The 23922-nt window shown below is 65.0% G+C and carries 28 protein-coding genes; 9 read left to right on the plus strand and 19 right to left on the minus strand.

Going from position 1 to position 23922, the window contains the following annotated elements; all coding sequences use genetic code 11:
• Positions 1-36: 36 nt before the first annotated feature.
• Genes ACAM52_RS12430 through ACAM52_RS12440 form a run of 3 tightly spaced genes read right to left on the minus strand, consistent with a single transcriptional unit; the run spans position 37 to position 3931 of the window.
• Positions 37-2226, minus strand: coding sequence for a bifunctional (p)ppGpp synthetase/guanosine-3',5'-bis(diphosphate) 3'-pyrophosphohydrolase (locus tag ACAM52_RS12430; protein WP_369647175.1), 2190 nt, complete (start codon positions 2224-2226; stop codon positions 37-39).
• 58 nt (positions 2227-2284) lie between these two features.
• Complete coding sequence (locus tag ACAM52_RS12435; RefSeq protein ID WP_307583485.1) at positions 2285-3238, minus strand: alpha/beta fold hydrolase; 954 nt, start codon at positions 3236-3238, stop codon at positions 2285-2287.
• A gap of 48 nt (positions 3239-3286) precedes the next feature.
• Positions 3287-3931, minus strand: a complete 645-nt coding sequence (locus ACAM52_RS12440) for a recombinase family protein (RefSeq protein ID WP_369647176.1) — start codon at positions 3929-3931, stop codon at positions 3287-3289.
• Between the two features lie 61 nt (positions 3932-3992).
• Between ACAM52_RS12440 and ACAM52_RS12445 the strand changes: the two genes are divergently transcribed.
• Positions 3993-4226: a DUF6019 family protein gene (locus tag ACAM52_RS12445; protein ID WP_369647177.1), complete on the plus strand. Its 234-nt coding sequence runs from the start codon at positions 3993-3995 to the stop codon at positions 4224-4226.
• 67 nt (positions 4227-4293) lie between these two features.
• Here the strand turns inward: ACAM52_RS12445 and ACAM52_RS12450 are convergent, their stop codons facing one another.
• The 10 genes from ACAM52_RS12450 to ACAM52_RS12495 all read right to left on the minus strand — a co-directional run bounded on the left by ACAM52_RS12450 (position 4294) and on the right by ACAM52_RS12495 (position 11614).
• On the minus strand, positions 4294-5640 hold the full coding sequence (locus tag ACAM52_RS12450; RefSeq protein ID WP_369647178.1) for a zonular occludens toxin domain-containing protein: 1347 nt from the start codon (positions 5638-5640) through the stop codon (positions 4294-4296).
• Between the two features lie 3 nt (positions 5641-5643).
• Positions 5644-5949: a hypothetical protein gene (locus ACAM52_RS12455; protein ID WP_369647179.1), complete on the minus strand. Its 306-nt coding sequence runs from the start codon at positions 5947-5949 to the stop codon at positions 5644-5646.
• A 9-nt stretch (positions 5950-5958) separates the two neighbouring features.
• Positions 5959-6588: a hypothetical protein gene (locus ACAM52_RS12460; protein ID WP_369647180.1), complete on the minus strand. Its 630-nt coding sequence runs from the start codon at positions 6586-6588 to the stop codon at positions 5959-5961.
• Positions 6589-7485: 897 nt separating this feature from the next.
• Positions 7486-7713 carry a hypothetical protein gene (locus tag ACAM52_RS12465; RefSeq protein WP_369647181.1) on the minus strand — a complete coding sequence of 76 codons (228 nt, stop codon included), beginning with the start codon at positions 7711-7713 and terminating at the stop codon, positions 7486-7488.
• A 104-nt stretch (positions 7714-7817) separates the two neighbouring features.
• Positions 7818-8279, minus strand: coding sequence for a hypothetical protein (locus ACAM52_RS12470; protein ID WP_369647182.1), 462 nt, complete (start codon positions 8277-8279; stop codon positions 7818-7820).
• Between the two features lie 509 nt (positions 8280-8788).
• On the minus strand, positions 8789-9052 hold the full coding sequence (locus tag ACAM52_RS12475) for a hypothetical protein (protein WP_369647183.1): 264 nt from the start codon (positions 9050-9052) through the stop codon (positions 8789-8791).
• A 5-nt stretch (positions 9053-9057) separates the two neighbouring features.
• Positions 9058-9381, minus strand: coding sequence for a hypothetical protein (locus ACAM52_RS12480; RefSeq protein WP_369647184.1), 324 nt, complete (start codon positions 9379-9381; stop codon positions 9058-9060).
• A gap of 22 nt (positions 9382-9403) precedes the next feature.
• Complete coding sequence (locus ACAM52_RS12485) at positions 9404-10597, minus strand: replication initiation factor domain-containing protein (protein ID WP_369647185.1); 1194 nt, start codon at positions 10595-10597, stop codon at positions 9404-9406.
• 538 nt (positions 10598-11135) lie between these two features.
• Positions 11136-11396 (minus strand): multiprotein-bridging factor 1 family protein, encoded by a 261-nt coding sequence (locus tag ACAM52_RS12490; protein WP_369647186.1) that lies wholly within the window; start codon positions 11394-11396, stop codon positions 11136-11138.
• Positions 11397-11401: 5 nt separating this feature from the next.
• The gene (locus ACAM52_RS12495; RefSeq protein ID WP_369647187.1) at positions 11402-11614 is read right to left on the minus strand and encodes a hypothetical protein; all 213 of its coding nucleotides are present in this window, start codon (positions 11612-11614) and stop codon (positions 11402-11404) included.
• Positions 11615-11646: 32 nt separating this feature from the next.
• Between ACAM52_RS12495 and ACAM52_RS12500 the strand changes: the two genes are divergently transcribed.
• Positions 11647-11985 (plus strand): hypothetical protein, encoded by a 339-nt coding sequence (locus ACAM52_RS12500; RefSeq protein ID WP_369647188.1) that lies wholly within the window; start codon positions 11647-11649, stop codon positions 11983-11985.
• Between the two features lie 14 nt (positions 11986-11999).
• Here the strand turns inward: ACAM52_RS12500 and ACAM52_RS12505 are convergent, their stop codons facing one another.
• Complete coding sequence (locus tag ACAM52_RS12505) at positions 12000-12251, minus strand: hypothetical protein (RefSeq protein ID WP_369647189.1); 252 nt, start codon at positions 12249-12251, stop codon at positions 12000-12002.
• The gene (locus ACAM52_RS12510; protein ID WP_369647190.1) at positions 12248-12580 is read right to left on the minus strand and encodes a hypothetical protein; all 333 of its coding nucleotides are present in this window, start codon (positions 12578-12580) and stop codon (positions 12248-12250) included. The genes ACAM52_RS12505 and ACAM52_RS12510 overlap by 4 nt, the downstream gene beginning before the upstream one ends.
• 101 nt (positions 12581-12681) lie before the next feature.
• Here ACAM52_RS12510 and ACAM52_RS12515 point away from each other — a divergent pair, with 101 nt between their 5' ends.
• Positions 12682-12957, plus strand: coding sequence for a hypothetical protein (locus tag ACAM52_RS12515; protein ID WP_369647191.1), 276 nt, complete (start codon positions 12682-12684; stop codon positions 12955-12957).
• Between the two features lie 21 nt (positions 12958-12978).
• Positions 12979-13749, plus strand: coding sequence for a 3-hydroxybutyrate dehydrogenase (locus tag ACAM52_RS12520; RefSeq protein ID WP_307693746.1), 771 nt, complete (start codon positions 12979-12981; stop codon positions 13747-13749).
• 58 nt (positions 13750-13807) lie between these two features.
• On the opposite strand, the gene ACAM52_RS12525 is transcribed toward ACAM52_RS12520, so the two are convergent.
• Together ACAM52_RS12525 and ACAM52_RS12530 are read right to left on the minus strand one after the other, a co-directional pair.
• On the minus strand, positions 13808-14515 hold the full coding sequence (locus ACAM52_RS12525; RefSeq protein ID WP_062480709.1) for an SIMPL domain-containing protein: 708 nt from the start codon (positions 14513-14515) through the stop codon (positions 13808-13810).
• A 54-nt stretch (positions 14516-14569) separates the two neighbouring features.
• Positions 14570-15007, minus strand: coding sequence for a hypothetical protein (locus ACAM52_RS12530; RefSeq protein WP_223301309.1), 438 nt, complete (start codon positions 15005-15007; stop codon positions 14570-14572).
• Positions 15008-15102: 95 nt separating this feature from the next.
• Between ACAM52_RS12530 and ompR the strand changes: the two genes are divergently transcribed.
• Together ompR and ACAM52_RS12540 are read left to right on the plus strand one after the other, a co-directional pair.
• Positions 15103-15834, plus strand: a complete 732-nt coding sequence (gene ompR, locus ACAM52_RS12535) for a two-component system response regulator OmpR (protein WP_007837017.1) — start codon at positions 15103-15105, stop codon at positions 15832-15834.
• Between the two features lie 77 nt (positions 15835-15911).
• Positions 15912-17333, plus strand: a complete 1422-nt coding sequence (locus ACAM52_RS12540) for a sensor histidine kinase (protein ID WP_062480711.1) — start codon at positions 15912-15914, stop codon at positions 17331-17333.
• A 15-nt stretch (positions 17334-17348) separates the two neighbouring features.
• Here the strand turns inward: ACAM52_RS12540 and ispF are convergent, their stop codons facing one another.
• Complete coding sequence (gene ispF / locus ACAM52_RS12545; RefSeq protein ID WP_369647192.1) at positions 17349-17837, minus strand: 2-C-methyl-D-erythritol 2,4-cyclodiphosphate synthase; 489 nt, start codon at positions 17835-17837, stop codon at positions 17349-17351.
• Positions 17834-18547 (minus strand): 2-C-methyl-D-erythritol 4-phosphate cytidylyltransferase, encoded by a 714-nt coding sequence (gene ispD / locus ACAM52_RS12550; RefSeq protein WP_369647193.1) that lies wholly within the window; start codon positions 18545-18547, stop codon positions 17834-17836. Before ispD ends, ispF begins: the two co-directional genes overlap by 4 nt.
• 118 nt (positions 18548-18665) lie before the next feature.
• On the opposite strand from ispD, the gene mfd reads away from it, so the two are divergent.
• Genes mfd through ACAM52_RS12565 form a run of 3 tightly spaced genes read left to right on the plus strand, consistent with a single transcriptional unit; the run spans position 18666 to position 23919 of the window.
• Positions 18666-22148 (plus strand): transcription-repair coupling factor, encoded by a 3483-nt coding sequence (mfd, locus tag ACAM52_RS12555; protein WP_369647194.1) that lies wholly within the window; start codon positions 18666-18668, stop codon positions 22146-22148.
• Positions 22145-22858: a phosphoserine phosphatase SerB gene (serB, locus tag ACAM52_RS12560; RefSeq protein WP_062480719.1), complete on the plus strand. Its 714-nt coding sequence runs from the start codon at positions 22145-22147 to the stop codon at positions 22856-22858. Before mfd ends, serB begins: the two co-directional genes overlap by 4 nt.
• Positions 22855-23919 carry an Ldh family oxidoreductase gene (locus ACAM52_RS12565; RefSeq protein ID WP_369647195.1) on the plus strand — a complete coding sequence of 355 codons (1065 nt, stop codon included), beginning with the start codon at positions 22855-22857 and terminating at the stop codon, positions 23917-23919. Before serB ends, ACAM52_RS12565 begins: the two co-directional genes overlap by 4 nt.
• Positions 23920-23922 lie beyond the last annotated feature (3 nt).

The raw sequence follows: 23922 nt of genomic DNA on the forward strand, positions 1-23922 counted from the left end.
GAGAAGCATCGAGTATAGCAGGAGAAATGGCCCTTTTCAGCGCCGACGTGCAGATCGCACACCAGTCACTGCAGTCACCACACTCAATACCTGCGTCAAACGCGCGGCATCGGCGATTTCCACGGTGAACGTCATCCACGCCGTGCCCTTGATCGACTGCGTCTGCACGCCGATCACGTTCATCTTTTCGCGTGCAAACACGTCGGAGATATCGCGCAGCAACCCTTGGCGGTCGGCTGCTTCCACAGCCACATCCACTGCATAGACCGGCGCATCAGAGCCCTTCTTCGGCAGGCCCCATTCGACATCGATCACGCGTTCGCCGTCCTTCGCGGCCATCGTGCGGAAGTTGCTGCAATCCGCGCGATGCACGCTGACGCCATGGCCACGTGTGACGAAGCCACGGATGGCATCCGGTGGCGCCGGCTTGCAGCACTTGGCGAGCTGCGTCATCAGCGACGACACGCCCACCACGAGCACGCCGCCCTTGCCCGACTTCTCGCTGCCGCGCGCCTTCTTGATCTGCACGCCGTCGTCAGGGTTCAGCGCCGGCTCGGGCGGACGCAGCAGCGTCTCGATGTTGCGCAGCGAAAACTCGTCCTTGCCGACCACCTCGAACAGATGGTCCGCCGACTTGAAGCCGAGCTGCGACGCCAGGTCCTCGAGCCGCATGGCCGTCTTGCCTTCGCGCTGCAGCAGCTTCTCGACGGCCTCGCGTCCGCGCGCCACGGTCTCGTGCGTGATCTGCGCGTTGAACCAGGCACGCACCTTGGCGCGCGCGCGATGGCTCGCCAGATAACCGAGCTCCGCATTCAGCCAGTCGCGCGACGGACCGCCTTCCTTGGCCGCCATGATCTCGACCGTCTGCCCATTCGACAGCGGCGTGTTCAGCGGCACCATCGCGCCATCGACACGCGCACCGCGGCAGCGATGCCCCAGCGTCGTGTGCACCGTGTAGGCGAAGTCGACCGGCGTGGCGCCCTGCGGCAACTCGACGATGGCGGCATCGGGCGTGAGCACATAGATGCGATCGTCGAACAGTCCCTGCCCCTGCAGCCCGCCCGACAGGTCGCGCTCCCAGGCCAGCAGCTGGCGCAGCACGGCGATCTTGGCGTCGTACTCGCCACTCGCCCAGACACCGGCGTAGCCCTTGTGGCCCGCTTCCTTGTAGGCCCAGTGAGCCGCCACGCCATGCTCGGCGTGGTCGTGCATTTCCTCGGTGCGGATCTGGATCTCGATCGGCTTGCCCACCTTGCCGTCGACGATCTCGCGCACCACCGTGTGCAGCGACTGGTAGCCGTTCGGCTTGGGCCGCGCGATGTAGTCGTCGAACTCCTCGTCGATGGGCTGGAAGTGCGAGTGCACCCAGGCCAGCGCGGCATAGCAGTCCTTCACGTCCGGCACCACCACACGCAGCGCGAGGATGTCGAAGACCTGCTCGAAGTCGAGCGACTTGCCGCGCATCTTCTTGACGATGCTGTAGATGTTCTTCGGGCGTCCCTGCACCGTGGCCTTGACGCCTTCGGCCTGCAGTTCGTGCTCCAGCTGCGAGCGCAACTGCTCGACATGGCCTTCGCGCTCGATGCGCTTCTCGTCGAGCAGCCGCGCGATCAGCTTGTATGTCTCGGGCTCGAGAAAGCGGAACGAGAGGTCCTCGATCTCCCACTTCACCTGCCAGATGCCCAGCCGGTTCGCGAGCGGCGCGAACACCTGCAGCGACTCGCGCGCCACGCTTTCGGGCGCGGGCTGCTTGCTGGCCGCCGCATGCCGCAGCGTCTGCAGGCGCGAGGCCAGCCGCAGCATGACCACGCGCAGGTCACGCGAAAACGCGAGCAGCATCTTGCGCACGTTCTCGGTCTGCGCGCCGGCGCCTTCGGCGTGGTGCCCTTGCGAGGCCGTGCGCGCCTGCTCCTGCACGCGCACGAGCTTGGTGGTCTCGACCGCAAGCGCCGCGAAGTTATCGCCGAAGACCTTGGCGATCACTTCCTGCGGACGGTTCAGGTGCTGGCATGAGTACACGAGGTAGCTCGCCGCCTGCATCGCCTCGGAGCCGCCCATCTTCGCGACGATGGCGGCCACGGCATCGGCGTGCGCCAGCGTGTTCTCGCCGGTGTCGAGTTTTTCGTCGGCGATCAGCGGCTCGGCGAACGCGCGGGCGCGTGCCAGCATGTTCTCCATGACCGGCGAGCGGTCGGCCGTGGCGGCCGACAGCGGGTAATCGACCATGACGCCGTCGGACAGGGGTGCCGTCTGAAGGTTCGCAGACTCTCGCTTCACGATGCCCTCAATCGAACAGGAAATTCGTGACAACGGCGACCTGTGCGGGATCGACGAAAGTCGGCGCGTGGCCCACGCCCTCGAACTCGACGAGCGTGGCACGCGGCCCGCGCTGCGTCATCGCGGCCGCCGTTTCGGGCGACAGCAGGTCGGACGCCGCGCCGCGCGTGAGCAGCGCGCGCGCCTCGATGGCGTCGTACAGGCTCCACATCACCGCCCCGCCCTGCGCCGCGATCTCGGGCGTGATGGCCCGCAACGGCACGCCGATGGCCGGGTCGTAGTGCAGCACCCAGGCGCCCTCGCCCACCGGGCCGGCACTGGCGGTCTTGGCGGCACCGTCGGCGCTGCGCTCAGAAGCCGGCACCACCATGTGCTGCGACAGCGCGCGCCACTGCTCGGGCGTGTGCGGCCCGAACGTGGTCGACAGGGCCCACATCGCATCGGCCGCGGCCTGCACGCTCGGAAACTGGCCGCTCTTGCCCACATACGCGCCGATGCGCTGGATGGCGGCGGGCTCGACCGTGGGGCCGACATCGTTCGCGACGAAACGGCGAATGGGCCGCGGCAGCGGCAGCTCCTTGTGGCCGGCCAGCACGAAGCCGATCAGCCCGCCCATGCTTGTGCCGACGTAGTCGAGCGTGTCGATGGGATGCTCGCCGTGCAGTTGCGCGATCAGCGCCACCATGTCGGCCGCATACACAGGCACTTGATAGAAAGCAGGGTCGCGCAGCCAATCGCTGCGGCCGCGCCCGACCACGTCGGGACAGACCACGCGCACGTCGCCGCCCGCGCGCGCCACGATGGCTTGCGCGAGCACGTCGAAATCGCGGCCCTGCCGGGTCAGCCCGTGCACGCAGACCACGACATGCGCGCTGTGCGCGTCGCCCCATTGCCAATAGGCCATGCGATGACCGCCCTGGGCGTCGTTGCAGGCCACGTCGTGAAGGGTCGGTTCTGTCATGGAAACGGAGGGGTTCGGGTGCGGATAATGGTCTCGTTGCATCCTACTTCAACCGGACTTTCCTCCCAGCCGCCCCGAGGAAGAAACCCCTGCCTCAGTCTCAACAAGCCTTCCAAGTACAGGCATCCTGACCCTCGGACTCACACGCCTAGCACCCACATAGTCAAACACCGTTGAGCGAGCAATGCCAAACAGCTCTGCCAACACCCTGACAGGCACCCCCTCCGCCTTCAACCTACGAAGCTCAGCAACCTGCTGATCATCAAGCTTCCGGACACTCCCACCCCATCGAATCCCGCGCTGATAGGCCGACACCTGACCAGCCAATACCCGCTGACGGATCAGCGAGCGCTCGAGCTGGGCCACAGAGCCGAGCACCTGGAGCATGAACACACCGAGCGGGTTCGTCGTATCAATAGGCTCGGTCAACGACCGAAACCCGCAGCCGCTGGCCTTGAGCTGCTCGATAAGGCCTAGCAGGTCTACCAGCCCTCGCGACAGGCGGTCCAACTTCCACACGACCAACACATCGCCCTCCGCCATGCTTGCCAACGCCTTGCGCAACTCTGGCCGAGGTCCGACAGAACTCCCCTTTTCTGCGAAAACACGCCGCACCCCAGCCGCTCGCAGCGCATCCAACTGGAGATGCGTTTCTTGTTCGCTAGTTGACACCCTCGCATACCCGATCAGCACGGATTCCCCTCCCCGAAGAACATGTAACAATAAGTTTTCAAGACTCTACAGGAGGATCCAAATGCCCGCACAGTCGATCAACGAGATACAGAGAACACTGGCATCTTGGTACGTAGCCGGAATCGCTCTCACCATCATCGTGACCATCCTATGGCTGTACGTGCTCTACCTCATCATTCGCTGGGGAGTCCGTGACGGGATGCGCGACGCACAACGGGACCTTCGAGAGCACCGCCAGCCAGCCCGCAATCGAGCAGCAACTACCGCCCACCTGCCCGAAATGCGCGCCGACTAGGCAACCCGGTAACGAAACGCCTCCGCAGCGCGCCGATACCTGCACCCCGAAACGCCCTCCTAGAGCGTCAGGCGCCCGTTTGAAAAGACCACTTCGAACCGGGCTGAACACGCGGCATGGGCGCATCGGTCTCAGCCTTCGGAGCAGGCGCAGCGGCCGCCCCCTTCGCACCGTCAATCACCGTCAGGCCAGAAGGCGACACAGATGCACCAGAACCCATGCGCGGACCAGCTTCACCAGCATCGCCGCGAATAACGGCCTGCCGGATCTCCGACACTCGCCCCTCAGCCTCAACCGGCCACATCGTGGCCAAGGCGCTCCAGTCGCCGATGCTCAGCTTCACGGATGGCCCCACAACCTCGACGGCCACGCCGAGCTGCTGCAGCGTGTCGATGCCGATGCGCTCTATGACCCGCGTATTCCCATCCAACCACTCGACGACGCCGGCAGTCTTTCCCTTGAACACCATCAACCCGGACAGCCGCACCCGGCCCTTGCTGCCCAAGTCAGCGAAATAGCGCTCCTGAGGGGTTCGCGCATCACGTGAGGGTGCAGCCTCAGCCAATGGCTTTGACGCGATTGACGGGGCCGCTGACGCGACTGGAGCTGGTGGAATAGCCTGCGCCACCGACACACTGCCCGGCTTTGCCTTCGCGACCTCAGTCGGATGGAAAAACGCCCATACCTTCCAGCCGCCGAACACAAGGCAGCACAGCACCATTACCGCGCCGTACTTGACCATCGAGCCTTTCCAAAAGACGGCCCGGTTATCGGTGTACGTGTCGGTGTCGATATCGGCGGATGTGTGACTCTTATAAGTGCCGAAATACTTCGGGTCGTATTTCCCAGGCTTGTCTGACACCTTGACAAACTCACCGTTGCCCTGGCCCTTGTAGATCGCAACGCGATAACGCTTGTCGGAGCCGAGCGCCGTGAGCTTCAGAAAAATGAACTTTTGGTCGACGCGCCGGCGCCAGAGGGCAAGCACATCGAGCAGCGATTGCCCCATCAGGAGGATCGTGATGCCTCGGTGCCCATGCTCTGTCACGAACTGGGTCAACTCATCCGTAGCCTTGATCTTGTTAGGCCACCAGTTCTGCGCCTCATCGAACACGTGCAATGCGTTGTCACGCGTCTTTTCAATCCACGTACCGTCAATCTGAACCGTCTTTCCCTTGCGCTGGACCTCACGCGGCCGCATGTCCTCACGCGTGAGCGGGAACAGCAACGCCTGTACTCGATCCAGAGGCAACCCCGAGGCTTCGGCAATCCGCTGCTGACATTCAGCAGTCTCAACACCCTCGATATACGCCACAACCTCGCGCCCCTTCAAGAGCCACGGGATCACCAGCGTACTCATTGATTCGTAGGACTTGCCCGAGCGCGGAAGACCCTCATAAAACAGGATTGCCATGACTTACCACTGGAACAGAGTGAAGATTTTTCGGAGCATGCGAAACGCATAACCGCCGCCGATGATCGCGAGCGCACCCGGTATGCCGCACTGAGTCACGACCCAGATCACACCGCCGTCCATCGACCCAAACACGCCACCAAGGCCCCCAGTGAGCCACCCCGGCATGGGGATCGACGCGATGAGAGAAACAAAGGCGTCAAGTACCTCACCGAGGAGGGAAACGAATATGTCGGTGAGGAAGTTCCACACGGCAAGGAACAGCTTCTCAATGAGCTTGAGAAGCCAATCAGTAAATTCTTTGAGCATGTTGGAACCTCAGTTGTCGATGGCAATGCGGAATGCCATCCACGTTGCGAGCATCAACAACACAGCGCGCACGACGGCAAACATCTGTGCAGCGAAGTCACTGCAAAACGTATCGATAACGACAACCTTGTTCAGGAATGGAATGTTGCCGCTGACACGCGGGCAAGAGCCACCGCCACCCACACTGAAAAACCCACCGACTGCGCTACCCACAGGAGAAGCCTGGAGCGCGTTCTTTGCCTTCGTGAACGCCTGCGCCACGGTCTTATCTTTCTTGCCGTACAGCTCACCGATCTGCGAACCTTCGCCGCCGCATCCTTCAGCTGACGAGTTCTGCTCACAGCCCATCTGCGACGTAGCACCACCAGTACCACCTTGCGTTTTCTGACAGACCTTGTTCTTTGGGTCTTTCTCGCACTTATCGCCGATCGATTCGGTCCGCGAGCTGGTACTCGTGCTGGTCGATCCTGTGCTGGTCGTCGTCGTCGTCGTCGTCGTCGTTGTGCAAACGGACGCGACGCATTTGGTCGTTTCCCTGGAGTCGATCTTGGTGCCATCAGCATTGGTTTGACTTGTGCCCTTGACGCCCTCAATACCTTTGTCGGGCTCGACGGCAACACATCGACTCTGGCCGTTCACCGTGCCGAGAAAGCCACTCGGGCATGGGTCTGGTGCTGACTTGGGAGCGGAATCGGTCGCAGCTTCATCCTCGCATGTTTGGCCCGTCATCACGCCCGTTGACGACCAATGCTTCCTTCCATCGTCACCAAGCCATCCAACAGCATCGCCCAGCGTCGCGCGGCACCCCTTGTTTGCGTCAGAGCCCTCAAATGGGGGATAAGGCTTGTAGCAAGACGAGTTAGGAATCGGCGATGCCGCACCAACGGTACCCGATTGTGGAAATCCATTCTTGGCAGCAGCGTGGTCAGCGCAGAATTGCTCAAGCTCTGATCGAGGCGCGACGCAAGACGTATGCGTTGAGTCCTCAACATAGGGAGCCATGCACTGACATTGCCCCCCGACCAGCGCACTATTCACTGGACACTTGTTTCCATTCGTGCGCATAAAAATATTCGAACCGTCACAGAAGTCGGCACCGCCAGCTTTACGCACCCCGCACCACCGAAACCCAAACTGGACCGCAGGACTGTCCGACATAGTGCCCGCACAGGACACAACATTGACGGCCGAAAACATGTCCGCTCGCTCACTCGCAATGAACGCAGCGCCTACAGCGCAAGCGTCACTGATGGCCGCCCGCCAATTCGAACTAGGCGGCGTAGATTGATAAAAGGTTGATGTCCCGTACTCGACAGCAGGCAACTGAGGAATCGCAGAATGCGCAGCACCGCAAAGCACCCAAAGAAGAATGCCGATAAAGCGGAAAAGATTAGCCATGGCTCAAACGTTCCAGAGACCAGCAACGCAAGCACAACCACACGCCACGCCACAGAAGAAAGCAAGGATCAACCACATAGCGACTCCAGAAAAAACGCCCCGGGCAATTGCGCGGGGCGTGAGAGGGACAACGGCCTATCAGCCGCGCACGAAGCCGAGCACCTTGCGAGCGCCCCAGCCGACGACCTTCGGGACCATCATCAGCGCCGCCACGGCGAGGATCGCGGTGCCGACGGTCGAGAAATCGACAGCGCCGGTCAGCGTCGAGAAGTCCGGGCCAGCTGCGAAAGCAGGAGCGCCGACTGCCAGAGCAGCACCAGCGATGGACAGCTTGTTTTGACGGACGATGCGAGCGAACTTGTTCATGAAAGAGACTCCTAGAAATGGTGTCCTCGACATTGAGGTTTCACCGGAAGGCCCACGGCGTCTCACGACGTTGGCGGGCCTTGCGCTGAAAACTCACACTCCCATCAAAACCCACCGGCGCGCTGATGCTCCTGGCGCTCCGCAGATCCATCACCGAACCGTCTCGCGGCCTCCCGCTCGATGAAGGCTTCAGAAAATCCTCCCTCACGTTGATGAGCCACCCACTTCTCACGTTCCGACATGAACGCAACTTCATCCGCACTTCTGGCAGGCACGCCACCAAGACCGGGATCAGATTGAATGTCCGCAGACTCGGCCCAATTCGGGTTAGGGCCAAGGCCCGCCGCAGCACGATCCCTTGCATCGTCCTCAGCCGTGTAGCCGTTCCAGTAGTCGTCCGAACTGAACCCCTGCGAGTCGTAGCCATCACCACCACCCACAAGAGCCAGCACCTTCCGAACTCCCCACTCAATCGCGAATACGGCGATCACCACAGCTGCGATAGCCAGAACGGCAGCATCGACACCGCTGAAGTCAACGGAATCAACAAGGGAAGAGAAATCCATACAGCCTCCCGGCGTAGTTAACGAAAGAACCGGAGCACCGCGCCGGCGCCCCAACCAATGAGGTAGCTCACCACTACCATCGTGAAACCAACAGCCCATACCTCACCGAAATCGGAGGGCGCAGGAAATGCAATGCCCGTGACCGCACTCAACTCCGATCCGGTAATCAGCACCACCGGGCAGGTGGCCATATCGGCAGGCTGACTCGCAGCGACCACCAGCGACCCAGCGGAATCGGGTTGAGCACAGATCACTCCTATCTCCCAAAGAGCTTGAACAACAGGCCGACGAGCCGCGATGCAAACGCGCCAACGACTCGACGGAGGAAGTAGCGGATCACGGCTCGACCCACCGAATGAGAGGGACACCGGCGTGATCGCGAAACCGTGCACGCTGGATACGCACGTACCGCTCAGCGTGCTCACCAGACCACCACGCGAAGGCACAGAAGCCAAGACCCAGCAGCAGGCCGACGAGCATTGCAGCCATGAGGTGCTCAACACCGAACGTCACAGGCCACCCCCAGCGTTACCGGCAACGAAATGCGATTGGTGCTCATCGGTGTCACTGGCCGTACCGAGCACATCGAGGTCCACAATGACCGCCTCATCGTCCAAGTCGGTCCAGTCGTGCACCAGCTGGGTCGCGCGCTCAGCGTCATCACAAACACCGCCGCCAGACTCGCCGAGCGAGCGCACCCATTCCGGCTGTCCATCGTCAGCAGACGGCGCGAGGAATTTCCCCGTCACCAAGCTCTGGACAATGAGACGCATGGCAGTTAGCCCGCAGCCCTTGCCGGAGCAGCGCGCTCGACCGGCTTGATATCGACCAGCGTGAGCTGGGTTTTGTTGTCGCTGGCCGCGACCACGTCGAAGGTGCAGATGACACGCACCGGCAGCGACTTGGCGAGGTGCTTCCACTTCTGGAACTCGTCTGCCTTACCGAACTTGAACGGGCGAGTGCTGATCCCGATGGCTTCACCACTGCCGTTGCTGGCAATGTCGGCGTCCAGGTGAAACGTGCAGCTGTCGAAAGCTCGATCGTTGAAGGTGCCCTCGGATGCCTTGACGCCGAACAGGGTAGATTCGCTTTGCATGCGCATGATTGATTACTCCAAGCCCGAGTTATTGAAGGCTCATCGCGACTGGGCCAGATCGCGGAACCACGAATTGAGAGAACGCCTCGCTGTAGGCCTCCGTGAGGTCGGCGTGCGAGAACGAAGCTAGGCGCTTGGGCTTCTTTTTGTGCGTGACCAGTTCCAGAAACTGTTCGTCGTCGAGGTACTGAAATGCGAGGGCAATGGAGGGCGCAGCAGACTCCAAGGTCCACAGTGCATTGCGCACGCACTCAGCCTTGACGCTCATCAACGCGGGTTGTGGCGTGATGTGAATCTGCTCGGGGACGGCAACGTCACCAGCCTCACGCAGGATGGCTGCATGCCACTCGCTGGCACCTGCAAAGAAGTCGGACGGGCGGCGCAGCAGGTCGGTGTCCAGCACGCGGAATTTATTGCCATATCGCAGCTCAAAGCGCAGCCACTTGCTACCGATCTTTTCGCCAAAGAGCTGATCGCCCTTTTCGTAGATGTTGGTTTCCTTGCCTGCCTCTTTCGAGCCAAGGTACAGCGAGCGCGAGCAGCCCTTTGCCCAGTTGATATCGCGCATGACGGGGCGATGGCCATAGTTGTCGCACAGGCCTGCGCGGTACTCTTCCAGAACGCGCTCGATGCCGCCTGAGAAGCCGTCGAAGAAGTCAAGGGCGAGGTCGGCGCGGGTGATCTTGCCGTCGAGATCATCGATGATTCGGGCCATGCGTTCAGCCCAGCCGTGCTCCGCGAACGTGCATGCGACCCCGTAGAGGTTGACGTGCAGGGATTCAGCCTGGGCACGCTGTCTCGGGCTGTCAGAGGCCGCGCCGAAGCCCACCCAGCCCACTTCTGCGCCGTTGCGATGGAGAGGCCAACGACGCTTGTAAAAGTCGTGCCCCTTGCCCATTTCCACCCCGCGGTTGAACTCGAATCCGAGGGCCATGCACACGCGGTCTGCCAGCTCTGCGGCTTGGCCGCATGCGTCACGCTCGTGGTCGGGCAGTTCGTTGATGAGGCTCAGCAGCTTGTTCAGCCGGTAGCCTTCATCCCACACGCTGGTCGAGGTCGCGCGTTGGTCGGTGAGGAACGGCGGGGCATTGCGCAGACGCACGGTGAAGCGAAGCCAATCGACATGAACCATGGACTTCAAGGCTTGGCGTTCAGCCATCAATCGAACCTTGACGACATTGCCGTCGAGGACGAGTGCGCTTTTGTCTTTAACCTTGGTCATAGTCCCGTTCCACCTTCCGAAATTTTTCTATCCCCGTGATTACCATCGGGGCACTCAGCGGACTGCCTCCCGTCGACGCCGACCGGCGCCGGCGCCGCGCAGGCGCGACGCTCGCCACCGGTGGCATGCGCCGTGACTGAGCAACCCGCACAGTTGCGGTCGCAGCGGTCGGCGAGGTACAGGCATTGCAGGAGGCACGCGCCATCGGCAGAGGGCGTGTCCTGCGGACCGGGCTCTGGCCCTTCGGGTTGAGCCACCGAGTACGGCGTCTCAATCGCTTGCGCGACTAGCGATCCCTCACGCTTCAGGGGGATCACGCGCTGTGGGCGGGCTACGTCGCTTTGCGCCGCAGCGTCAGACCGGCCATGGCTGCACGCCATGGAACAGCCGCTTGGCACGGAAGGGGGAGAGGCGAAGGCCCACCCCCGTAGCGCGCGCTGTGCGGCTGCATGCGCCGAGATGAAGGGCGCGCCGGCCTGAGTGGCGGGATTCGCGCGATCGCCGATGGCGGGATTCGTGCTCGAGCACTTGGCGGGTTTCACCATGCCGCCCCCAGTGCACGCTCGATCTTGCGTTTGACGTGCATAGGCACCACGTCACCAGCCTCAGCACGCTGGAATGTGCGCAACGACACGCCGCAATGCTTCGCGCACTCCGGTTGCGTCATACCCTGCTTGACACGCATACGACGAATCGCCGACTGATCGGGATATGCGACATAGGGACCACGCCGGCCGGCCTGCTTGGCGGGATTCACCGCAAACAGCGTCATGCCGGTGCCAAGGGTGCCGGTTGTCATCGTGATCACAGCCGCCCCTGCTGACCTTCGAGGCGAAGGCATGCGACCTTTGCGCGGTCGGGCTGGACACCACGACGCACGAACGCTGCACACACGGCGGCGTCATCACGGTACTGGGCAGAGGCAACCGCCGACCCGATGCGGATGGCCTGCGGAATCGGCGCCGTGATCGCCGTGAAGGCGCGGCGCTTCCATTCGAGCTTTTCGGCGGCTGTCATGCAGAATCTCCAGCACTAGCCTTGGAGAGCAGATGAAACGCAACGACGAGCGAGGGAGCCCCAGCAGCAATGAGGAAATCTTCGCGGCCCACGGTTTTGAGCCGACGCTGACCACGTCCAAGTCCGTGGAACTGGGCCTCATCATCGGCAGATACCTGAAGACCACCGGCCCCCGAACCATCCCGAAGATCACTCTCGCTCTGCGCGAGTGCGCGGAAAGCCTCAGCGAGCGAGGCTTTAGCAGGACCAATGCCCTGCTGATCGAAAGCATGCTGGCCTCGCTCACAGACGCCACCAACACCCACGACGGCGAAGGACGAAACCTCGCAGCCGCCATGCAGCGCCTGAAGCTCGATATGCCCCGCCACTAATCTCTTTGGGCCTGTCATTGCAAGCCCTTCGAGCCGTACAGACCGACCTGCTTCCAGTTGCGATTCGTCAGCGCAAAGCGCGTTAAGGACCGCAACACATCGGCTTCAGAGCAGCCGAGTTCGCTGGCAATGCCGGCAATGGTCTGTTTGATCTTGGGGTCGTCGGTGAACTCGATACGGCCCTTCGCGGCACGATGCGCACGAACCTTGGCAGCGTTATCGACATGGATGGCTGGACGACCAGCAGCGGCGCGGACGATGCTCATGCGTGCCCCCGCATAGCCATCGAAAAGCCGTCCGACACCATCTCGCGCCCAGACTCGAAGGTACGGTGCGAGCCAGCCGGCAGGAACTCAGGAGCATCAAGCAGCCCCTCACTCTGCCAATCCCCGAACCACTCCCCACGCCATTCGTCATGAAGATCGAAGACGCTCACCGCGCGCATAGGCACAAACACGCCGCCAAAGGGCAGCTGGGTGCACGCCCCCGACCCCGACGAGGCCGGAGCCGCCACAGCTTGGGCCTCAGCGGTTTGCGTGGCCGAGGGCGCACAAACCATTTGTTGCGCAAAAGCAGAGAAAGAGACTTGGTGCATGGCGGCTCCGAGAGGTAGACTAAGTACCGAGACGAGGGATAAATATCCATCGTTTAGAGATTATCCCAAGATTCATGTACTTTTTAAACGAAGGAATAATCATGAACGCCATCGAATCAATAGTTGGAAGCTATAAGGCAGCAGTCGGCCTACGCTTCGACAAAGACGCAGCCGAACGGCTCGGGATCAAGGGGAAAGCGTTCTCCAACTACATGAACGGCCGCAGCCGCCTGCCCGACCGCGCCATGGTGCAGATCGCTCAGGAAGGCCACATCCCGCTTGAGAAAGTGATCGCAGCAACGAACATGGTCTACGTGAACACGCCCGACGAAGACCGACCGTTTTGGGAGCAAACCCTAGCGTCGGTTCGCTCCTAATTCATCCGGAGATTGATCTTCATGCTCAAAGGCAAAACCGCGCTTGTCACGGGGTCCACCAGTGGCATTGGCTTCGCCATCGCCAAGGCGCTGGCCCAACAAGGCGCACACATCGTGCTCAACGGCTTCGGCGACGCCGACACCCCCAAGGCCCAGATCGAGGCGCTCGGCGTGCGCGCCGAATACCACGGGGCCGACATGAGCAAGCCCGACCAGATCGAGGACATGATGAAGTTCGCCGCATCGAAGTTCGGCCGCGTCGACATCCTCGTCAACAACGCCGGCATCCAGCACGTGGCCAAGGTCGAAGACTTCCCGACCGAACGTTGGGACGCGATCATCGCCATCAACCTCACGAGCGCCTTCCACACGACGCGCCTGGCGATCCCGGCGATGCGCGAGGCCAACTGGGGCCGCATCATCAACGTCGCGTCGGCGCACGGGCTCGTGGCCTCGGCGCAGAAGTCGGCCTATGTCGCGGCCAAGCACGGGATCGTCGGCCTGACCAAGTCGGTGGCGCTCGAAACCGCGACCACCGGCGTCACCTGCAACGCGATCTGCCCGGGCTGGGTGCTCACGGCGCTGGTGCAAAAGCAGATCGACGACCGCGCGGCACGCGAAGGCATTTCGGCCCTCCAGGCGCAGAACGAATTGCTGGGGGAAAAGCAGCCCTCGCTGCAATTCACGACGGTCGAGCAACTGGGCGGGCTGGCCGTCTTCCTGAGCTCTCCCGCGGCCGATCAGGTGCGGGGCGTCGCCTGGGCCATGGATGGCGGCTGGACGGCTCAGTAAATAAATAGAGAGATACGGAAGACGCCGGCGGCATCGGCCCGCCGGCGCCGTGCGCTTCTTACTTGAGCTGCACCGAGCCGGAGACGTTCACGACCACGCTGGTCTTGCCCGCTTCCACCGGCACGGCCGAATCGGCGGCCGAGAACGACTTGGCCTGCATGGCCATCACGCGCGGGCGGATCGGGCCGCTGTCGTTCGCGTTCACCGACACCTCGCGCAGCGTGTAGCCGCCGAAGCCGAAGCCCTTGGCCAGCTCGCCTGCCTTCTGCTTGAAGTTGTCGATGGCGATGTTCTGCGCCTCGGTCTCGGTCTTGGCGCGCTGTTCGCGGCTCAGGCCGAAACCGACGTTGCCCACGCTGAGCGTGCTGATGCGCCCGGCCGTCTGGGTGATGCGCGCGAAATCGCGGCCTTCGAGCACGAGTTCGGTCGAACCCTGCCAGCCGTTGATCTTGCCGTCCTTGGTGTAGCGCGGCGAAAGGCTGAAGTTGCCGGTGCGCACGTCGAGCTGGCCCGGCTGCGCATTCTTCTTGGCCTCGGCCAGCGCGGCATCGAGCGCCGTCTTGAGCTGGGTCTGCACGGTGCCCGCCTCGGCGGCGTCGCGCGTGGTGACGAGGGTCATGCTCAGCAGGTCTTGCTGAACTTCGACGGTGCCGGAGGCCGACAGCTGGAGCACGTTTTGTGGAGCAGGCATGACGGCATTCTGGGCCAAGGCGGCGCCGGCAAAGGTCAACGCGGCGCAGGCCGCGATCAATTGAACAGTCTTCAAGACAGATTTCTCCCTGGTGGATGCGAGGAAAAGCCCTCGCCCGCGCCTTCTTCTTCAGTGGCGCAGGCTGCGCGGCGCGGTTTGCGGACTGGCGACGGGCTGCGGTACCGGCACGATGCGCTCGGCAGGCTGTGATTCTGCCGAATTCAGAAGTACACCCGTTCCCGCGGGCACCCACTGCCCCCGGACCTGCTGCCTCAACTCGAACAGTTCACCCGCCGTGAGACGGCGCCCCGCCAGCGCTTCGCCGCGGCGCTGCTCTTCCCGCTGGGCCGCCCGGTGCGCGGCCACGGCATCGCGCACTTCGCTGCGGCGCCCTTCACTGACCCGCAAAAACCCTTCGGAAGCGACGGACGTCGCACCACAGGCGCATGCGAAAAAAAGCAGAGGCAAGGCAGAAAAAGAAGGTCTCATCGCGCAATCGTCATAAGGCAGCACGGACTGTGCCACCGCCGGGCAAAGCCCGGATGACCAGACGGCGAGCGGCCGCAAGTTGTGTAACTTAGTGTCAACCACTACGGAATTCGGCAGCAATGGGGTCCTAACGCCTTCAGAATCGGCGCTGTTACAAATTCAACGTTGTAGAAATGACTCAAGTTCCCGCTCGCACCGACAAGATCGTGATCGTCGACGACGACGCCCGCATCCGCGACCTGCTGCGCCGCTACCTGACGCAGGAAGGATTCGAAGTGATCGTGGCCGAGGACGGCAAGGCGCTCAACCGCATCCTGTTGCGCGACACGGTCGACCTGATCGTGCTCGACCTGATGATGCCCGGCGAAGACGGCCTCTCCGTGTGCCGCCGTCTGCGTGCCGCCAACGACCGCACGCCGATCATCATGCTCACCGCCAAGGGTGAGGACGTGGACCGCATCGTCGGTCTCGAAGTCGGCGCCGACGACTACCTCGGCAAGCCCTTCAACCCGCGCGAACTGCTGGCCCGCGTGCACGCCGTGCTGCGCCGCCGTCCGCCGCTCGAGGCGCCCGGCGCCCCCTCCACCGAGAACGAGACCGTCACCTTCGGCCCGTTCGCCTTCGACCTCGGCTCGCGCACCCTGAAGAAGGACGGCGAAGAACTCTCGCTGACCACCGGCGAGTTCGCGATGCTGAAGGCGCTGGTGCGCCACCCGCGCCAGCCGCTGTCGCGTGAAAAGCTGGCCCAGCTGGCGCGCGGCCGCGAATTCGAGCCCTTCGACCGCAGCCTGGACGTACAGATCTCGCGCCTGCGCAAGCTGGTCGAGTCCGACGCCGCGGCGCCGCGCTACATCCAGACCGTCTGGGGCGTGGGCTACGTGTTCGTGCCGGACGGCACGGCCTGACGATCCGCTGAGAGGTGGCCATCGGCCTCCATTCCGCCCGACCTGACCCGGCCCAGGAGGACGGGGCACAGGTCACGATGCCCAGCCCGCTCGAAGCGAGCGCGCAGCGTGACCGCCGCCCCGGCCTCAAGCTGGGCTTCAGCCTTTTCTGGCGCACCTTCTTTCTGCTCGCGCTGCTGCTGATCGGCTGCACGGTCGCGTGGCTGCAGACCTTCCGCTCGCTCGAATACGAGCCGCGGGCCATCCAGACCGGGCACCAGATCGCCTCGCTCGTGAACCTCACGCGCGCGGCGCTCGTGTACTCGGACGCGATCACGCGGGTCTCGCTGATCAAGACGCTGGCCGACCAGGAAGGCGTGCGCATCCTGCCGCGCGAGCCCAACGACCGCTTCCAGCCCTACACCAGCGGTGCGCTCGACGAGCGCGTCACCGAAGAGCTGATCGCCCAGCTCGGCGAAGGCACCACGGTGGCCAGCCGCGTGAACGACGAGCCGGGCCTGTGGATCGGTTTCACCATCGAGAGCGATACCTACTGGCTGCTGCTCGACCCCACGCGCTTCAGCCGCGTGGGCGGGCGCACCTGGCTGGTCTGGCTCAGCACGGCGATGGCGCTGTCGCTCGCGGGCGCGGCGCTGATCACGCGGCTCATCAACCTGCCGCTCAAGCAGCTGTCGCGCGCCACCCTGCAGGTGCGCGAGGGCGAGTACGAGGCGCACCGGCTCGACGAGCGCGCCCGCACCAACGAGATCCGGGCGGTGAACATCGGCTTCAACCGCATGGCCGACCAGCTCGCCAAGATCGAGCAGGACCGCGCCATCATGCTGGCCGGCATCTCGCACGACCTGCGCACGCCGCTGGCGCGGCTGCGGCTCGAAACCGAGATGAGCGTGGCCGACGAAGACGCGCGCGACCACATGGCCGCCGACATCGCGCAGCTCGACGCGATCATCGACAAGTTCCTCGACTACGCCCGCCCCGACCACGTCGACCAGCGCCCCGTGCTGCTGCGCGACGTGATCGACGCCTGCACCTACGCCGTGCAGGACTACGAAGAGATGAACATCCACGTCGACGTGCCCGCCGACCTGAAGGTGATGGGCGACGAGGTGGAGCTCACGCGCGTGATCTCCAACCTGGTCGAGAACGCGCGGCGCTACGGCAAGACGCCGTCGACCGGCGTGGCCGACGTCACGATCCAGGCGCAGGCCAACAACGACGCGGTGCTGATCAAGGTGCGCGACCACGGCGCGGGCGTCGAGCCCGCCCTGCTCGTGCAGCTGACCAAGCCCTTCTTCCGCGGCGACGCGGCGCGCACCTCGGCGGCCGGTGCCGGCCTGGGGCTGTCGATCGTGGCGAAGAACATCGAGCGCATGGGCGGCACCTTCGCGCTCACCAGCACGCCGGGCCGGGGCCTCGCGGCCCACATCCGGATGCCGCGCGCGATGCCGGCGGGCAGCAGCAAGCCCGGCGAGGTGCCGGGCAAGAAGCAGGTCGCCTGAAGAAGAACCCCGGGTTCAGCGGTGCAGCAGCACCGCGGCGCGGGCTTCCATCGCCCGCCCCTCGCCCACCGGGCCGAGCTTCTCGGCCGTCTTGGCTTTCACATTGACCTGATCGAGCGCGATGCCCAGCGTGTCGGCGATGCGCTGGCACATGGCCGGGATGTGCGGCGCCAGCTTGGGCGCCTGCGCGATCACGGTGCTGTCGACGTTGCCAATCTCCCAGCCGGCGGCCCGCACGCGGCGCGCCGCCTCGGCCAGCAGCACGGCCGAATCGGCGCCGCGGAACTGGGCGTCGGTGTCGGGAAAATGCCGGCCGATGTCGCCCAGCCCGGCCCCGCCCAGCAGCGCGTCGGTGATGGCGTGCAGCAGCACGTCGGCGTCCGAATGCCCGAGCAGGCCGGTGGTGTGCGGCACCTCGATGCCGCCCAGGATGAGCTTGCGCCCCGCCACCAGCTGGTGGACGTCCCAGCCTTCGCCGATGCGGATGTTGAACGGTGTCGTCATGCCATGACCTTCTTGCGGCCGAGCAGCACCGCCTCGGCCAGTGCGAAATCTTCGGGGAAGGTGACCTTGAAGTTCTGCGCGCTGCCGGGCACCAGCAGCGGCGCCAGGCCGAGGGTCTCGATGGCGCTGGCCTCGTCGGTCACCACGTCGCCCACGCGCTCCAGCGCGTCGAGCAGCATGCCGATGCGGAACATCTGCGGCGTCTGCGCCAGCCACTTGTCGGCGCGCGGCAGGGTCTGGGTCGAGCGGCTGTCGGTCGACGAGACCTTCAGCGTGTCGGCCAGCCGCTGCGCCAGCAGGCCGCCGACGGCGTCGTGCTCGCAGGCGGCGATCAGCGCCTCGATCTGGCTGGACGTGACCAGGCAGCGCGCCGCGTCGTGCACCAGCACCCAGTCGTGCGGCCCGGCACCCTTCTGGCGCAGCGCCGCCAGGCCGTTGCGCACCGAAGCGGCGCGCGTCAGGCCGCCCACGCGCAGCAGATACTCGCCGGTCACGGGGAAGCGCGGCAGCGCCGTCTGTACCTCGCGGTCGTCGGGCGACACCACCACGGCCACGCCCGCGAAACGCCCGGCCAGCGCGCGGAACGCGTCCACCGTGTGGGCCACCATCGACTGGCCCGCCAGGCGCCGGTACTGCTTGGGCTGCGCGCCGCCGGCGCGGTGGCCGGAACCGGCACAGGGGATCAGCACGTAGAAACGGGAAGAAGACATGGAGGGTGCGGCACGGGCCGATGGCCGACAAGCGGATAAGGGGCCACCATTCTAGAATTGACATTCGCACACCCCTCGCCGTCCGGCGCGGGGTGTCGTGCATTTTTCGAACCGCTCCATGGACCTCCCCCTTCTCCCGGCGGGCAAGCGTTTCACGCTGCCGCGTCCCCCGTTGTCCGCCGATGCGCTGATGCTGGCCCAGCTCGGCATGCGCGAGAAGGCCGCGGGTCGCGCCACCGCGATGTTCACCGCCGACGCGAACGACGCCCAGCGGCTCATCGACGAAATCGCCTTCTTCGCCCCCGAGCTGCGCTGCGCCCTCTTCCCCGACTGGGAGACGCTGCCCTACGACAGCTTTTCGCCGCACCAGGACCTGATCAGCGAGCGCCTGGCCACGCTGTGGCGCATCAGCCAGAAAGAGGCCGACGTGGTGCTGGTGCCCGCCACCACCGCGCTGTACCGGCTGGCGCCGCCGGCCTTCCTGGCCGGCTACACCTTCCAGTTCAAGGCCAAGCAGAAGCTGCAGGAGTCCAAGCTCAAGGCCCAGCTCACGCTGGCCGGCTACAGCCACGTGACGCAGGTGGTGAGCCCGGGCGAATACGCGGTGCGCGGCGGCCTGATCGACCTGTTCCCGATGGGCTCGCCGGTGCCGTTTCGCGTCGATCTGTTCGACGACGAGATCGACTCCATCCGCACCTTCGACCCCGACACCCAGCGCAGCCTCTACCCCGTGCCCGAGGTGCGCTTGCTGCCGGGCCGCGAGTTCCCGATGGACGACGACGCCCGCGCGCGCTTTCGCAGCCGCTGGCGCGAACTGCTCGAGGGCGACCCGACCAAGAGCCGCATCTACAAGGACATGGGCAACGGCGTGGCCACCGCCGGCATCGAGTACTACCTGCCGCTGTTCTTCGACGAGACGGCCACGGTGTTCGACTACCTCGGCCCCGACGCCACCGTCGTGCTGCACGGCGACCTGGAACCCGCGTTCCAGCACTTCTGGCAGGACACCAACGAGCGCTACCGCCTGGTGCAGGGCGACCCCGAGCGCCCCGCGCTGCCGCCCGACGCGCTGTTCCTCAATGCCGAGCAGTTCTACCAGCGCGCCAAGCCGCACGCGCAGCTGGCCATTCGCGGTGACATCGCCACCGACGCGCCCTACGCAGAGTTCGACAAGCTGCCGCCCTTTGCCGTGGTGCGCGGCGCGGAAGACCCGCTGGTCGGCCTGAAGGCCCACATCGCCGCCACGCCGCACCGCGTGCTGCTCATCGCCGAGAGCGACGGCCGCCGCGAGAGCCTGCTCGACTTCCTGCGCGCCAGCGGCGTGAACCCGCCGGCCTTCGACTCGCTGGCCGAGTTCGAAGCCTCGGGCGACGAGAAGATCGGCATCGCCACCGCCGCGCTGGCCTCGGGCTTCGCATGGCGCGAACAGGCGATCGACTTCGTCACCGAGACCGAGCTGTTCGCCACCGCGCCCACCACGCGCCGGCGCAACAAGAAGCAGGAACAGGTCAGCGACGTCGAGGCGCTGATCAAGGACCTGTCCGAACTCAACGTGGGCGACCCGGTGGTCCACAGCGCGCACGGCATCGGCCGCTACCGCGGCCTGATCCACATGGACCTGGGCCAGGGCACGGGCGCCGACGGCAAGCCGCTGCTGCAGGAAATGCTGCACCTGGAGTACGCCGACAAGGCCACGCTCTACGTGCCCGTGTCGCAGTTGCACCAGATCAGCCGCTACACCGGCGTGAGCGCCGACGAGGCGCCGCTGCACAAGCTGGGCTCCGGCCAGTGGGAAAAGGCCAAGCGCAAGGCCGCCGAACAGGTGCGCGACTCGGCCGCCGAGCTGCTCAACATCTACGCCCGCCGCGCGGCACGCGAAGGCCATGCCTTCCGTTACTCGCCGGCCGACTACGAGGTGTTCGCCAACGACTTCGGCTTCCAGGAAACCGCCGACCAGAAGGCCGCGATCCACGCCGTGGTGCAGGACATGATCTCGCCCCAGCCGATGGACCGCCTCGTGTGCGGCGACGTGGGTTTCGGCAAGACCGAGGTGGCGCTGCGCGCCGCCTTCATCGCCGTCACCGGCGGCAAGCAGGTGGCGTTTCTCGCGCCGACCACGCTGCTGGCCGAGCAGCACTACCAGACGCTGGTCGACCGCTTCGCCAAGTGGCCGGTGAAGGTCGCCGAGATGAGCCGCTTCCGCTCCGCCAAGGAAATCACGGCCGCCGCCAAGGGCCTGGCCGAGGGCCAGGTCGACATCGTGGTCGGCACGCACAAGCTGCTCTCGCAGTCGGTCAAGTTCAAGAACCTGGGCCTGCTCATCATCGACGAGGAGCATCGTTTCGGCGTGCGCCACAAGGAGGCGATGAAGGCGATGCGCGCCGAGGTCGACGTGCTCACGCTCACCGCCACGCCGATCCCGCGCACGCTGGGCATGGCGCTCGAAGGCCTGCGGGACCTGAGCGTGATCGCCACCGCGCCGCAGCGCCGCCTGGCCATCAAGACCTTCGTGCGCAACGAGGGCACGGGCGTGATCCGCGAGGCCGTGCTGCGCGAGCTCAAGCGCGGCGGGCAGGTCTACTTTCTGCACAACGAGGTCGAAACCATCGAGAACCGGCGCCAGAAGCTCGAGGAGATCCTGCCCGAGGCCCGCATCGCCGTGGCCCACGGCCAGATGCCCGAGCGCGAGCTGGAGCGTGTGATGCGCGACTTCGTGGCCCAGCGCTACAACATGCTGCTGTGCTCGACCATCATCGAGACCGGCATCGACGTGCCCACCGCCAACACCATCGTGATGAGCCGCGCCGACAAGTTCGGCCTCGCGCAACTGCACCAGCTGCGTGGCCGCGTCGGCCGCTCGCACCACCAAGCCTATGCCTACCTCATGGTGCCGGACACCGAGGGCCTGACCAAGCAGGCTTCGCAGCGGCTCGAGGCCATCCAGCAGATGGAAGAGCTGGGCTCGGGCTTCTACCTCGCGATGCACGACCTGGAGATCCGCGGCACCGGCGAGGTGCTCGGCGAGAACCAGAGCGGCAACATGATGGAGATCGGCTTCCAGCTCTACAACGAGATGCTCAGCGAAGCCGTGCGCTCGCTGAAGGCCGGGCAGGAGCCCGACCTGCTCTCGCCGCTGTCGGTCACCACCGAGATCAATCTGCACGCCCCCGCCCTGCTGCCCGACGACTACTGCGGCGACGTGCACCTGCGGCTGTCGTTCTACAAGAAGCTGGCCACCGCGAAGAACCCCGACCAGATCGACACGCTGCTGGAAGAAATCGTCGACCGCTTCGGCAAGCTGCCGCCGCAAGCCCAGACGCTGATCGACACGCACCGCCTGCGCGTGCTCGCGCGGCCCTACGGCGTGGTCAAGGTCGATGCGGCGCCGGGCATCATCAACATCACCTTCCGCAAGGACGCGCCGGTGGACGGCATGGCCATCATCCAGCTGATCCAGAAGAACAAGCACATCAAGCTCGCCGGCAACGAGAAGCTGCGCATCGAGCGCGAACTCAAGGAGCCGAAGGACCGCGCCCAGATGGTGCGCGACGTTCTGCGCAGCCTCGGACAACCCCTCGTCAAGGAAACCGCCCCCGCATGAGCGCTACGACAGAAATCTCCCCCGGCCTCGTCCTCCAGCGCGTGAAGCCGCCGCTGAAGCTCGCCGACTTCAAGCTGATCGCGTTCGACATGGACTCGACGCTGATCAACATCGAATGCATCGACGAGATCGCCGATGCCGTCGGCAAGAAGGCCGAGGTGGCCGCGATCACCGAGGCCACGATGCGCGGCGAGATCAAGGACTTCAAGGAAAGCCTGCGCCGCCGCGTGGCGCTGCTGCAAGGCGTGCCCGTGGCTGCGCTGCAGCAGGTGTACGACGAGCGCTTGAAGCTCAACCCCGGCGCCACCGAACTGGTTGCGGCCTGCAAGAAGGCGGGCCTCAAGGTGCTGCTGGTCTCGGGCGGCTTCACCTTCTTCGCCAACCGCGTGAAGGACCGCCTGGGCATCGACTTCGCCCGCTCCAACCTGCTCGACGAAGCCGATGGCCAGCTCACCGGCCAGGTCGTGACGCAAAGCTGGGGCGACATCTGCGACGGTGCCGAAAAACGCCGCACGCTGCTCGAAGTGGCGTCCCTCATGGGCATCTCGCCGCAAGAGACCATCGCCGTGGGCGATGGCGCCAACGACCTGCCGATGATGGGCGAGGCCGGGCTGTCGGTGGCCTATCACGCCAAGCCGAAGGTGCGCGAGCAGGCCATGGTGGCGATCAACGAAGGCGGACTCGACCGCGTGCTGGAAATCCTGAAATGACCGACGCCGCCCCGCTGTACCGCGCCGACGCGCTGCGCGACTACGCCAGCGCCCTGCTGCAGAAAGCGGGGCTCGCGGCCTCGATGGCCGACAGCGTGGCACGCACGCTGGTCGAAGGCGACCTGCTGGGCCACGACACGCACGGCCTCGCGCTGCTGGCCGGCTATGTGAAAGAAATCGAATCGGGCGGCATGACGCGCGACGGTGCGCCCGAGGTGCTGTCCGACCGCCCTGCCGCCGTGCTCTGGGACGGCAAGCGCCTGCCCGGCCCCTGGCTCATGGACCAGGGCATGGACCTGCTGGTGCCGCGTGCGCGCGAACTGGGCACGGCCTCGCTCGTGATCCGCCGCAGCCACCACATCGCCTGCCTGGCGGTCTACATGCTGCGCGCGCTGCAGGAAGACATGCTCATGCTGCTGGCCTGCTCCGACCCCAACACCGCCAGCGTCGCGCCCTTCGGCGGCACGCAGGCGGTGTTCACGCCGAATCCGCTGGCAATGGGTTTTCCGCTGTCGCAGGGCGGCGTGATGGTCGACATCTCGGCCTCGATCACCACCAACGGCATGAGCAACCGCAAGCGCGCGGCCGGTGAGACCTTCGCCGAGGAATGGCTCATCGATGCCTCCGGCAAGCCGTCGAACAACCCGCAGGTGCTGTTCGACCAGCCGCCCGGCACGCTGCTGCCCGTGGGCGGCCTGAGCCACGGCCACAAGGGCTACGGCATGGCGCTGCTGGTCGAGACGCTTACGGCCGGCCTCGCGGGCCACGGCCGTGCCGACCCGCCCGAGGGCTGGGGCGCGACGGTGCACCTCACGCTGCACGACCTGCACGCCTTCGGCGGCAAGGACGCCTTCCTGCGCCAGATGGACCACGTGGCCGAGAAATGCCGCGACAACGCGCCCATCGACCCGGCGAGGCCTGTGCGGCTGCCGGGTGAAGGCGGGTTGAAGCGTCGGGAAGCGCAATCGGCGAACGGGGTGCGGCTGCACCCGTCGATTGCACGCTCGCTGCAGGAAGCGGAGCAGCGGCATGGCCTGCGGCTGGCGCAGGCGCTGATCTGACGA

Source organism: Variovorax sp. V118 (genome assembly GCF_041154445.1).
GTDB classification, from domain to species: Bacteria; Pseudomonadota; Gammaproteobacteria; order Burkholderiales; family Burkholderiaceae_C; genus Variovorax; species Variovorax boronicumulans.

What these genes read in the sequence shown, in the direction of transcription:
- ACAM52_RS12450 (WP_369647178.1), bottom strand. Translation starts at nt 5,640, where the DNA reads ATGGCAATCCTGTTTTATGAGGGTCTTCCGCGCTCGGGCAAGTCCTAC.
- ACAM52_RS12540 (WP_062480711.1), top strand. Translation starts at nt 15,912, where the DNA reads ATGCCCAGCCCGCTCGAAGCGAGCGCGCAGCGTGACCGCCGCCCCGGC.
- ACAM52_RS12480 (WP_369647184.1), bottom strand. Translation starts at nt 9,381, where the DNA reads ATGCGCATGCAAAGCGAATCTACCCTGTTCGGCGTCAAGGCATCCGAG.
- ACAM52_RS12465 (WP_369647181.1), bottom strand. Translation starts at nt 7,713, where the DNA reads ATGAACAAGTTCGCTCGCATCGTCCGTCAAAACAAGCTGTCCATCGCT.
- ompR (WP_007837017.1), top strand. Translation starts at nt 15,103, where the DNA reads ATGACTCAAGTTCCCGCTCGCACCGACAAGATCGTGATCGTCGACGAC.
- serB (WP_062480719.1), top strand. Translation starts at nt 22,145, where the DNA reads ATGAGCGCTACGACAGAAATCTCCCCCGGCCTCGTCCTCCAGCGCGTG.
- ACAM52_RS12505 (WP_369647189.1), bottom strand. Translation starts at nt 12,251, where the DNA reads ATGAGCATCGTCCGCGCCGCTGCTGGTCGTCCAGCCATCCATGTCGAT.
- ACAM52_RS12510 (WP_369647190.1), bottom strand. Translation starts at nt 12,580, where the DNA reads ATGCACCAAGTCTCTTTCTCTGCTTTTGCGCAACAAATGGTTTGTGCG.
- mfd (WP_369647194.1), top strand. Translation starts at nt 18,666, where the DNA reads ATGGACCTCCCCCTTCTCCCGGCGGGCAAGCGTTTCACGCTGCCGCGT.
- ACAM52_RS12520 (WP_307693746.1), top strand. Translation starts at nt 12,979, where the DNA reads ATGCTCAAAGGCAAAACCGCGCTTGTCACGGGGTCCACCAGTGGCATT.
- ACAM52_RS12445 (WP_369647177.1), top strand. Translation starts at nt 3,993, where the DNA reads ATGCCCGCACAGTCGATCAACGAGATACAGAGAACACTGGCATCTTGG.
- ACAM52_RS12495 (WP_369647187.1), bottom strand. Translation starts at nt 11,614, where the DNA reads ATGACAGCCGCCGAAAAGCTCGAATGGAAGCGCCGCGCCTTCACGGCG.
- ACAM52_RS12515 (WP_369647191.1), top strand. Translation starts at nt 12,682, where the DNA reads ATGAACGCCATCGAATCAATAGTTGGAAGCTATAAGGCAGCAGTCGGC.
- ACAM52_RS12430 (WP_369647175.1), bottom strand. Translation starts at nt 2,226, where the DNA reads ATGGTCGATTACCCGCTGTCGGCCGCCACGGCCGACCGCTCGCCGGTC.
- ACAM52_RS12475 (WP_369647183.1), bottom strand. Translation starts at nt 9,052, where the DNA reads ATGCGTCTCATTGTCCAGAGCTTGGTGACGGGGAAATTCCTCGCGCCG.
- ACAM52_RS12470 (WP_369647182.1), bottom strand. Translation starts at nt 8,279, where the DNA reads ATGGATTTCTCTTCCCTTGTTGATTCCGTTGACTTCAGCGGTGTCGAT.
- ispF (WP_369647192.1), bottom strand. Translation starts at nt 17,837, where the DNA reads ATGACGACACCGTTCAACATCCGCATCGGCGAAGGCTGGGACGTCCAC.
- ACAM52_RS12485 (WP_369647185.1), bottom strand. Translation starts at nt 10,597, where the DNA reads ATGACCAAGGTTAAAGACAAAAGCGCACTCGTCCTCGACGGCAATGTC.
- ACAM52_RS12435 (WP_307583485.1), bottom strand. Translation starts at nt 3,238, where the DNA reads ATGACAGAACCGACCCTTCACGACGTGGCCTGCAACGACGCCCAGGGC.
- ACAM52_RS12455 (WP_369647179.1), bottom strand. Translation starts at nt 5,949, where the DNA reads ATGCTCAAAGAATTTACTGATTGGCTTCTCAAGCTCATTGAGAAGCTG.
- ACAM52_RS12500 (WP_369647188.1), top strand. Translation starts at nt 11,647, where the DNA reads ATGAAACGCAACGACGAGCGAGGGAGCCCCAGCAGCAATGAGGAAATC.
- ACAM52_RS12565 (WP_369647195.1), top strand. Translation starts at nt 22,855, where the DNA reads ATGACCGACGCCGCCCCGCTGTACCGCGCCGACGCGCTGCGCGACTAC.
- ACAM52_RS12490 (WP_369647186.1), bottom strand. Translation starts at nt 11,396, where the DNA reads ATGACAACCGGCACCCTTGGCACCGGCATGACGCTGTTTGCGGTGAAT.
- ispD (WP_369647193.1), bottom strand. Translation starts at nt 18,547, where the DNA reads ATGTCTTCTTCCCGTTTCTACGTGCTGATCCCCTGTGCCGGTTCCGGC.